The 9,886-nt window shown below is 65.7% G+C and carries 7 protein-coding genes, 1 tRNA gene and 1 pseudogene; 5 read left to right on the forward strand and 4 right to left on the reverse strand.

From position 1 onward, the window contains the following. Positions 1-21: 21 nt before the first annotated feature. Positions 22-681: a cutinase family protein gene (locus tag BST14_RS30665; RefSeq protein ID WP_438502116.1), complete on the reverse strand. Its 660-nt coding sequence runs from the start codon at positions 679-681 to the stop codon at positions 22-24. An 853-nt stretch (positions 682-1,534) separates the two neighbouring features. Here BST14_RS30665 and BST14_RS00990 point away from each other — a divergent pair. Continuing rightward, complete coding sequence (locus BST14_RS00990) at positions 1,535-1,843, forward strand: hypothetical protein (RefSeq protein WP_083062720.1); 309 nt, start codon at positions 1,535-1,537, stop codon at positions 1,841-1,843. A gap of 229 nt (positions 1,844-2,072) precedes the next feature. Here the strand turns inward: BST14_RS00990 and BST14_RS00995 are convergent. Next, a tRNA-Arg gene (locus tag BST14_RS00995) sits at positions 2,073-2,146 on the reverse strand. A gap of 188 nt (positions 2,147-2,334) precedes the next feature. Here BST14_RS00995 and lipQ point away from each other — a divergent pair. The 3 genes and pseudogenes from lipQ to BST14_RS01010 form a co-directional block, all read left to right on the forward strand. After that, the gene (lipQ, locus tag BST14_RS01000; protein ID WP_083062721.1) at positions 2,335-3,582 is read left to right on the forward strand and encodes an esterase LipQ; all 1,248 of its coding nucleotides are present in this window, start codon (positions 2,335-2,337) and stop codon (positions 3,580-3,582) included. 146 nt (positions 3,583-3,728) lie between these two features. Next, positions 3,729-5,198, forward strand: a complete 1,470-nt coding sequence (locus BST14_RS01005) for a WS/DGAT/MGAT family O-acyltransferase (protein ID WP_142279207.1) — start codon at positions 3,729-3,731, stop codon at positions 5,196-5,198. After that, positions 5,195-6,841: pseudogene (locus BST14_RS01010) on the forward strand (HAD-IB family hydrolase); the annotation flags it as partial. The gene BST14_RS01005 and the pseudogene BST14_RS01010, both read left to right, overlap by 4 nt. Before the next feature lie 146 nt (positions 6,842-6,987). On the opposite strand, the gene BST14_RS01015 reads toward BST14_RS01010, so the two are convergent. Together BST14_RS01015 and BST14_RS01020 are read right to left on the reverse strand one after the other, a co-directional pair. Next, positions 6,988-8,361, reverse strand: a complete 1,374-nt coding sequence (locus BST14_RS01015; RefSeq protein WP_245845256.1) for a PPE family protein — start codon at positions 8,359-8,361, stop codon at positions 6,988-6,990. Between the two features lie 537 nt (positions 8,362-8,898). After that, positions 8,899-9,606, reverse strand: coding sequence for a TetR/AcrR family transcriptional regulator (locus tag BST14_RS01020; RefSeq protein ID WP_083062723.1), 708 nt, complete (start codon positions 9,604-9,606; stop codon positions 8,899-8,901). A gap of 102 nt (positions 9,607-9,708) precedes the next feature. Here BST14_RS01020 and BST14_RS31625 point away from each other — a divergent pair. After that, on the forward strand, positions 9,709-9,886 hold a 178-nt coding region (locus BST14_RS31625; protein WP_142279208.1), incomplete at its 3' end, for a transposase.

Genomic DNA, 9,886 nt, shown 5'->3' on the forward strand with positions numbered 1-9,886 from the left:
TCGGGACTCACCCGAATGCCATTACCGGCGGTTCCGTGAAAGTGATTGTCGCTCTGAACACGACCGCCGAAATACGCCAATGACCTGCGTCGCCGTGACCAATCGCCCTTGATGCCACTTGGGCTCGCGGCGGGCCGCAACCTGCACTTCGATCGTGCGGTCCGCCGGTCGCCATGATGGCCGGCCGCGAAAGTGGCCGCCTGAGCGGGCATTGCGGACCCCCAGAAATCTGGACGACGGGTTTCCGAAAAGGGCCAGGGCGGCGACATAGCCGGCCTCGTCGGCCGTCAATATCTGAGGGATCCAGCCCGCGATCGGCGCCTGGGCGATGGTGACGAGATCCACCACCAGGGCGCCCTGCGAATAGCCGCCGAGTACCAGTTTGGTGTTGGGGCAGTTGGCCACCGTGGATCGGACGTGAGCGTGCGCGTCGCCGGCGCCCGCGGACGCCGACGGCGGGAAAATTTCATCCGCGGGATAGTTGACGGGATACACCCCGAGCGATCGGCCCGCGACCCGGGAACGCAATGAGTCGACAAACGCTTGGCCAACCGCGCCGCCACCGGGCGGCTCGGCGTGCCGCGGGCGAACGTCACCTCGACGTCGGGGCAGGGCGCGGCGAAAGCGGAGATCGGTGGGCAAAGCGGTGACGCGCAAGCCGTCGCCACCGCCACGGCCCATACACGCGCTGACCCGCGTGCGTTCACGCTTCAATGCTGCATATCGGGGCCGGAAAGGCGCCGTCGATTCCGGCTCAGCTAACGCCGGATATGAGTCGGACCCGTCCCTCCGCGTCAATGGCCTCGGGCGGTCGGGGCCAATCGGTGCCGTCGTCCAGGCAATTCCCCGCTATCGCCGACCGGACTCGAACGTGTGGCCCAGCAAAGGGTCGCAAGCGTCCCATTTGGTTGTGAGCGCTCATCGATTGCTCTGTGGCGCAACGGTTCTCAACCCGCATTGGCGGCGATCGCCGCAATCGTCACGGCGGTCGGATAGCGGTCTCAGCGGTCAAGGTGTGTATGCCGGCCGCCCAGCGGAGCCGGCCCCGAGTCCGACCGGCTCATTTCTCCGCTAATGTCGGTATTGCGCCTTTCCCTTTGCAACGGGCGCAATATTCCTCATCCTGATTCTGCGTTTCGTGTATTGAATTGCATTCAGGACACTCTTGAATGAATTTGTGATTCGGATTCATGCAAGCGGACATTAGCCTTTGTTTTTGCCTGAATACGCTTGCTGAACTTTTATTGATACTAGACAACATTCTAGATAATTTCCCTGCTCAACGGCGCGAATGGCCGACTGCTACGGTCAGCCACCCACGTTTGCCACTATCGATCACTGTTCCCAGACGCGGCCGGTTGAAACCTTCGACCGAGGGCGCAGCCCGCCAAAACTTCTTGGGAGGAGATGGGGCACCGTCGGCACTCCCTTGCGCGCACACCGTGGAAATGGAGTAGCCGCCTACTCTAGACGGCTCACTTCGCCGCGCCGGAGACTATTAGCGTTCTCTTCTCCTCTGGCGAAAGGTTCAGCCATGACCATCATCGCTACTACGATCGTCCATCCGAACCCTGGGGTTACCTGGGACGACATCCAGAAGCAGCTGAAGCGAGCGACCGGACTTGTCCGCAAACATGGCGCGGAGAACGTCACCGCGCTGGTCAACATGATCGGAGGCCAGGGCACCAATGCGATCGGTCTGCTGATGACCGCCCAGGACTGGGCCACCTATGGCCAGATCCAGCAGAGCCTGAGTACCGACCCCGATTACCAGGGCCTTCTCATCGACGCGGGCCAAATTGCCACGTGGGAGAACTACGTGAGCCAGACGATCGAGGTCTAGCAACACGGCCAAGTAATCAGGTGATCCGTCGGTGGGGCGTTCGGTGCCGTCGATCGTCGGCCCGCCCGCCAATCGCGTAGGTAGTCAGCAAGACTGATTACCTAGCGATTAGGCGCCCGGTCTTGGGCTGGACGTCGCCGGCCCACCGGCGGGGCGCGGGGTGCCGCGGAGCCTCCGGGCTCTGCGGGCCCCGCATCGATCATCAGCCGACGTCATACACGAATCTCGGTGCCCCCGGCACGACTCGAACGTGCGACCTAGGGATTAGAAGGCCCTTGCTCTATCCACCTGAGCTACGGAGGCAATGCGCAGGTCAGTCTATCCAACCGCGGTCAGGTGACCCGATTCCCGTCCGCCACGCGCACGAAAACCCTTCCCGCGCCGCGTTTATCGGTTATCGTGAGGACTCTCGACACACGTGCGACATCGGCCGGTCATGGGCCGTTAACCGCAACGAGGCGTGTGCATAACGTTCCAGAGGTGACGTTGCAATGAGCGCGGCCAGTAAGCAAGCCTCCCCCTGTTCGTGGGCGGGTGCCCAGATGGCACGGCTGGCGGCCGAAGCCCGGGACGTCTGCCAACTCGGCAACTTGGTGCTGCGCGGCGGGCCTTTCGCGCTGGGCTGCTTCGCCGGCTGGCTTTCCACGGAGTTTCCCCCGCTCGTGGTGACCGGGCACGCGCTCTCGCGCGTCTCGCACCCGTCCGTCGGTCGGGTCGGCATGTCGCTGGCCGCCCAGCGGGCGGATCGAACCCTGACCGCCGCGCTCGAGGAGGCTTTGGGCCCCGAGTATCGCGAACAGGTTTGTCATCCCGCCGCCGTCGGCGCCCTGTGCGCCCCGCGCGGTCGACTGTTGGGCAGGCCGGGGCCGCATCGTCGGTATGCGGCCCAGACTTCCGACATCTCCTACGGTCCGATCCCGCGCGACAACCTGCTGGACGTCTGGCGGCGCGACGATTTGACACCCGGTTGCCGGGCGCCCGTGCTGATCCAGGTGCCGGGCGGGGCATGGGCGCTCAACGGCCGGCGTCCGCAGGCCTACACGCTGATGAGCCGAATGGTCCAACTCGGCTGGATCTGCGTCTCTATCGACTACAGCAAAAGCCCGCGCGCCACCTTCCCCGCGCACCTCATCGACGTCAAAAGGGCGATCGCGTGGGTCCGCGAGAACATCGCCGATTACGGCGGCGACCCCGACTTCATCGCGATCACCGGCGGCTCGGCGGGCGGCCACCTGGCCTCCCTGGCCGCGTTGACCCCGAATGACCCGACGTTCCAGCCCGGCTTTGAAGACGCCGACACCACCGTGCAAGCGGTAGCGCCCTACTACGGCGTCTACGACTTCACCGACTTCGAGAACATGCACCCACTGATGCTGCCGTTCCTCGAACAGTTCGTGATGAAGGCCCGCTACGCCGACGAGCCCGAGCGCTTCACGGCGGCGTCGCCGGTTTCCTACGTGCACGCCGACGCGCCGCCCTTCTTCGTGCTGCACGGCCGGAAGGACGAATTGGTGCCCAGCGGCCAGGCTCGCGCTTTCTGCGCGGCGTTGCGCACGGCCGGCGCCGCCACGGTGGGGCACGCCGAACTCGGCAATGCCCACCACGCTTTCGACATCACGCCGACCGTCCGATCGCGGCTGGCCGCCGATGCGGTCGCCGATTTCCTCGGTGTCGTGTACGGGCGGCGCGTCAGCTCTCTGCTCGATTCGCTGCCCCTGTCGGCCACCTCCGCCGGTTGAGGGCCGGCTGAGTCCGCGGACCCGTACTCGCCGCTCCTTTCACCAGCGTGGTAACCCGACTAGCGTTGTGTAGACCATTGGGGTTGGTGGTTTAAGGCGGGAGGCTTGAGCGACGGTGACAACGTTGGCGCGTCGAGCTGATGACCATGACTGAATCCGTCGAGGCGGCCAAGTTGTCCGACGAGCTCGGGCCGGTCGACTACCTACTGCACAGGGGCGAGGCAAACCCCCGCACCCGGTCGGGAATCATGGCCCTGGAGCTGCTGGACACCACGCCGGAATGGGAACACTTCCGGAACCGATTCGAAAACGCTTCCCGACGGGTGCTGCGGTTGCGGCAAAAGGTCGTCGTGCCCACGCTGCCGACGGCGTCGCCGCGCTGGGTGGTCGATCCCGATTTCAACTTGGATTTTCATGTGCGCCGGGTGCGTGTGTCCGAACCCGGCACGCTGCGTGAGGTATTCGATCTGGCCGAGCTCATCCTGCAGTCGCCGATGGACATTTCGCGACCGCTGTGGACGGCCACCCTCGTCGAGGGCCTGGCCGACGGAAAGGCCGCGACGCTGCTGCATGTGAGCCACGCCGTCACCGACGGCGTGGGCGGGGTGCAGATGTTCGCCGAGATCTATGACCTCGAGCGCAATCCGCCGGCCAAGCCGGCGCCGCCGCTGCCCGTGCCGCAGGACCTGACGTCCAACGACCTGATGCGCCAGGGCATTAACCAGTTGCCCTTCGCCGTGGTCGGCGGCGTCGTGAGCGCGCTGTCCGGGGCGGTATCGGCGGCCGGGCGGGCCATCCTGGAGCCGACGGCCACCGTCTCGGGGATCGTCGGGTACGCTATGTCGGGCATGCGGGTGCTCAACCGGGCCGCCGAGCCGTCGCCGCTGCTGCGGCGACGCAGCCTGGCCACCCGCAGCGAGGCGATTGACATCCCACTCGCCGATCTGCACAAGGCCGCGAAAGCCGGTGGCGGGTCGATCAACGACGCCTACCTCGCCGGACTGTGTGGCACCCTGCGCCGTTACCACGAGGCGTTCGGCGTGCCGATCAGCACGCTGCCGATGGCGGTCCCGGTCAACCTGCGGGCGGAGGCGGATACGGCCGGCGGCAACCGGTTCACCGGCGTCAACCTGGCGGCGCCGATCGGCACCGTGGACCCCGTCTCCCGGATGAAGAAGATTCGCGCCCAGATGACACAGCGCCGCGACGAGCCCGCCATGAACATCATCGGGTCGGTGGCGCCGGTGCTCAGCGTCCTGCCGACCGCGGTGCTGGAAGGCATCACCGGGTCGGTGATCGGCTCCGACGTGCAGGCCAGCAACGTCCCGGTCTATCCGGGCGACACCTACATTGCCGGGGCAAAAGTGTTGCGGCAGTACGGCATCGGTCCGCTGCCCGGCGTGGCGATGATGGTGGTGCTGATCTCGCGGGGCGGGTGGTGCACCATCACCATGCGCTACGACCGGGCCGCTGTGCGAAACGAGGCGTTGTTCGCCCAATCCCTGCTGGAGGGTTTCGACGAGATCCTGGCGCTGGCCGGTGACCCGCCACCGCAGGCGGTGCCCGCCTCGTTCATCGAGTCCGCCGTGTCCACTCGATCGGTGGCGGGGTCATGAGCGCCCCGAAGCAGAAGGGGGGCAAGGGCGAAACCGCTGGAGCGGACCCGCGGTTGCCCGGCTCGGTGGCCGAGATCATGGCCAGCCCCGAAGGATCGAAGATCGGTGCGTTTTTCGACCTGGATGGCACGCTGGTCGCCGGGTTCACCGCGATCATCCTGACCCAGGAGCGGCTGCTGCGCCGCGACATGGGCGTCGGGGAGCTGCTCGGCATGGTGCAGGCCGGCCTGAGTCACACCCTCGGGCGGCTCGAGTTCGAGGACCTCATCGGCAAGGCCGCCGCCGCGCTGACCGGGCGACTGCTCGACGACCTGGAAGAGGTCGGCGAGCGAATGTTCGTCCAGCGCATCGAGTCCCGGATCTACCCGGAGATGCGCGAGCTGGTGCGCGCTCACATGGCCCGCGGCCACACCGTGGTGCTCAGCTCGTCGGCGCTGACCATCCAGGTCAATCCGGTCGCGCGGTTCCTCGGCATCCCCAACATGCTCACCAACAAGTTCGAGACCACCGAGGACGGCATGCTCACCGGTGGCGTCGAAAAGCCGATCCTGTGGGGCCCGGGCAAAGCCGCTGCGGTACAACGCTTTGCCGCCGAGCATGACATCGATCTCAAGGACAGTTACTTCTACGCCGACGGTGACGAGGACGTCGCCCTGATGTATCTGGTCGGCAATCCCAGGCCGACGAATCCCGAAGGGAAGATGGCCGCGGTGGCCAACCGCCGTGGTTGGCCGATCCTGAGATTCAGCAGCCGCGGTCCGGTGGGTCTGCGGCGCCAGCTGCGCACGCTCGCCGGCTTCGGCTCGATGTTCCCGGTTGCCGCCGGCGCGGTGGGCATCGGGGTGCTGACCCGCAACCGGCGGCGCGGCGTCAACTTTTTCACCTCCAACTTCTCGCAATTGGCGCTCGCGATCGCGGGCGTGCAGCTTAATGTCATCGGTAAGGAAAATCTGACCGCGCAACGCCCCGCGGTCTTCATCTTCAATCACCGCAACCAGGTTGACCCCGTCATCACCGGCGCCCTGGTGCGCGACAACTGGGTGGGTGTGGGCAAAAAGGAGCTGCAGAAGGACCCCGTCATGGGCACGCTCGGCAGGCTGGTCGACGGCGTGTTCATCGACCGCGACGATAAGGCCGCCGCGGTGGAGATGCTGCACGAGGTCGAAGACCGTGCGCGCAAGGGTCTTTCGATCGTGATCGCTCCGGAGGGCACCCGCGTCGACACCACCGAGGTCGGCCCATTCAAGAAGGGGCCTTTCCGGATTGCGATGGCCGCGGGCATCCCGATCGTTCCGATCGTGATCCGCAACGCCGAACTCGTTGCCGCCCGGAACTCGACGGTCATCAACCCGGGCACCGTCGACGTCGCGGTGTTTCCGCCGATCTCGGTGCAGGACTGGACGCTTGACACGCTGCCGGACCGCATTGCCGAAGTGCGCCAGCTGTACCTGGATACGCTGGCCAACTGGCCCGTCGGCGAACTGCCCGAGGTCGACCTGTACGCCGAGAAGAAGGCGGCCGACAAGGCGCGAAGCCGGACCGCCGAAGCGCCCGCCAAGAAGCCGGCCGCGAAGAAGGCGCCCGCGAAGAAGGCTTCGGCCAAGAAGGCCGCGTCGAAAGCCAAGGCGTCCCAGGCAACTCCGCCGCACCGAGGGCATCCGTGAACCGGCCGCGGATACCAGCGCCATCCTCGCCGGGACGGACTCGCCGATATTGGCCTCGATGACCACGCCGGTCGAGATGGACCTGATGATCGTTGAGCGGCGTCATGACCAGGTGCCGCGTAGGGCTATTTGTGGGTTGCCTCCTGGATCAAGGTGGCGGCCGTGCGCTTGAGGACGTCGCGCTGTCTGGTCACATCGGCTATCGCCTTGCGCAGCTGGTTGAGCTCGTCGCGCTCGCTGGTCAGGTCGTCGTCAGGCTCGGTCGGTTCGATCCACCGGCCGGCGGGGTCGTCGTGCATCCCCGACTCTCCGGCGACTGCCGGAATCATCTTGTGGCGTGCACCTGCCCGCAGCCGGCCCTGGTCGCCGCGCGGCGCATTGACGACGCCGGCGACCGGGCCCATCGTCGGCATACCGCCATAGAAAGCCTCCGTCCGCGGCAGCGCTTCCAGCCCGGCGCTGGAAGATTCGGACGCAGCCAACCGAATCGGGGTGGACGTGTCCCACGTTTGCGGCACCGACAGCCCGCCGACCGACGCCGACCGGCCCAGACCGGCAGATACCCCGTTGCCCAGGCCCGCCGCGGCGGGGCCGCCCACTCCGGTGCTGGACGCAAGCGCCGAGCCCGGCACGTCAGATGCCGCCGACGCGGCGTCCGCCGGCGCCGAGAGTGCACTGATCAACGGATTCCAGGCCGCGGCGACCGGGGGGTCGAGGGTCAGCATGGCCCCGGACGCATCGAAGTTCAAGCCTTCCGAAAGTATTTGGTAGCCAACGGTATTCGCACTAAAGTTGTTGAACAAGTCCAAGAGCGAGGTGGGCGCCGACGATGTTTGCGACGATCCGGACGAGGCCCCCGCCGACGCGCTCTGCAGCATGCTGGGCACATTCGACAGTGCTGATTGCGTACCCGGGCCCGCGGCCGAGGCGGCGGCCTTGCCCACGGCGGTACCCTGATTGCTGGTCCCATCCGGATTCGTGGTCTGCGGCGGCGCACTGAACGGGGTCAGCCTCGTCGCCGCCGCCGACGCCTCCGCATAACCCTGCATCATCGACACATCCTGAGCCCACATCTGCCCATACTGCGCCTCAGTCGCCGCGATTGCCGGAGTGTTCTGCCCGAAAACGTTGGTAGCCACCAACGATGCCAGCAACGCTCGATTCAGCTCGATCTCCGCCGGCGGCACCGTCGCCGCAAAAGCCGCCTCATAAGCCGCCGCCGCGATCCCGACCTGACTAGCCGTACGCCCCGCCAACTCCGCAGTACTATTCATCCACGACACATACGGAGCCACCGCGGCCACCATCGACAACGACGACGGACCCAACCACGGCCCACCCGCCAACTCCGACACCACCGCCCGATACGACGACGCCACAGAACTCAACGTCTGCGCCAACGCATCCCACGCAGCAGCCGCCCCCACCAACGGACCCGACCCCGCACCCGCATACATCCGACCCGAATTCACCTCGGGCGGTAGGACCGCAAAATCCACTGAACACCTCCGTAACAGTCACCGCGACGCCGAACGAAACGGCCCCGATTCAAGTCGATGGCGCGGCAGTGTGGTTGTACGCGTTGGCTTTTGGGCTACCGTGCGCTGCCACACGCGAATCGGTAAACAGCCGCCTCGCCCCCCGTGTCGACGTTTGAGCGACGGCCGCGCACTGCACCGACCGACAGCCCCAAGCTGCCGTACCGGCCCCTGACTCACGTTGACTCACGTTGACTCACGTTGCCGGACTGCGTGTTTCGACAATGCCTCCTACTATTCCTATCGGTTGATAGGAATAGTAGGAGGCATTTGGATCAGGCTTATGAGCATCGTGTTTCGACCGCGTTTCAAAAACCCCGCGCGCGTGCGGCACCAAAGGTGCGCAGCCACAGCGGCATTGGGCGATGAGCCAGGGTGGCGCAATCGAAACTTCGGACCTCGGCGGCAAATCGATCAGGCGCCGCAATGCCCGCCATACATCCAGCGTGACGGCGCGACCTCTGGTTCAAAACCGGTCTGCCGCAAACTTGGCCTGCGCTACCCGGCCATGTCGAGCGCCAGCTGGTCGCGGATGCGGTGGGCCTTCACCTTCAAAGCGGCCGTACATCCCGCGGTGAGCGCACGAAGGCAGGAGTCGGCGATGCCTGTGGCGATGGCACCGGGTCCGGCCTCGGCCACCCACTCGGGGCTATCCGCGCGGATCTGGATCGAGGTCTCGACGAAGTGGAACGGCAACTCCGTCACGACGGTCATTTCGATCTTGTGCTTGTTCTTCCACAGATTCGAGTCGGCGCACGTCTGCCGCGCGAGCGTGCGGTAGCACTCGCGCAGGTATTCGCGGCGAGATTCGAAATGGGGGAATTTGGTACCGCGGATCTCCGGAAGTTGGAACAGCGCACCGAGATTCCATCGGCCCGCCAGCAACTGATGCGAGTCGTACCAGACCATGACATAGAGGCGACTCGCCGGGGAGCTGGGGTAGTCGGACAGTCGCTGTGCCAGCCTTGCCGAGGCGTCGACGGTGCGGACCAGCAAGTTGTCGAGAATGTCGTCCTTTGTCTGGAAGTGGTGATAGATGCTGCTTTGCCGGATGCCCACGGCATCGGCAATCGCCCGTGTCGATGTTGCGGTGTACCCGTACGCGGTAAACAGCTCGGCGGCGGCGTCGAGGATTTCCTCTCGTGGGGTCTCACCAGGCCTGCGCTGATCGATGATCCTGGGACGTCCGCGTCGGACTGCTGTCATCCACAAGAGGATGCCACCAACTCGCCGCGAACCGCTCGGTGAGCTGGGGACGCTAGGGCGTGTCTGGCAAAGATTTTGGATGTTGTGCCCGAGGCTTGAGTCATGTCGCGGTTTCAGTTGCTCACCGATGCTCAGTGGTCGTTGATTGAAGATTTGCTTCCGACTCGGACGGGCAAGCGGGGCAGGCCCTTTCAGGATGCCCGCTCGATGGTCGAGGGCATTATTTATCGGTACCGGTGTGGGATCGCCTGGCGAGACGTGCCCGGGGCGTTCGGGCCGT

Source organism: Mycobacterium arosiense ATCC BAA-1401 = DSM 45069 (assembly GCF_002086125.1).
In the GTDB taxonomy this organism is placed as follows: Bacteria; Actinomycetota; Actinomycetes; order Mycobacteriales; family Mycobacteriaceae; genus Mycobacterium; species Mycobacterium arosiense.

Excerpts from the sequence above, each read along its gene's own strand:
- BST14_RS30665 (WP_438502116.1), bottom strand. The coding sequence starts at position 681 with ATGGGCCGTGGCGGTGGCGACGGCTTGCGCGTCACCGCTTTGCCCACC.
- BST14_RS00990 (WP_083062720.1), top strand. The coding sequence starts at position 1,535 with ATGACCATCATCGCTACTACGATCGTCCATCCGAACCCTGGGGTTACC.
- lipQ (WP_083062721.1), top strand. The coding sequence starts at position 2,335 with ATGAGCGCGGCCAGTAAGCAAGCCTCCCCCTGTTCGTGGGCGGGTGCC.
- BST14_RS01005 (WP_142279207.1), top strand. The coding sequence starts at position 3,729 with ATGACTGAATCCGTCGAGGCGGCCAAGTTGTCCGACGAGCTCGGGCCG.
- BST14_RS01020 (WP_083062723.1), bottom strand. The coding sequence starts at position 9,606 with ATGACAGCAGTCCGACGCGGACGTCCCAGGATCATCGATCAGCGCAGG.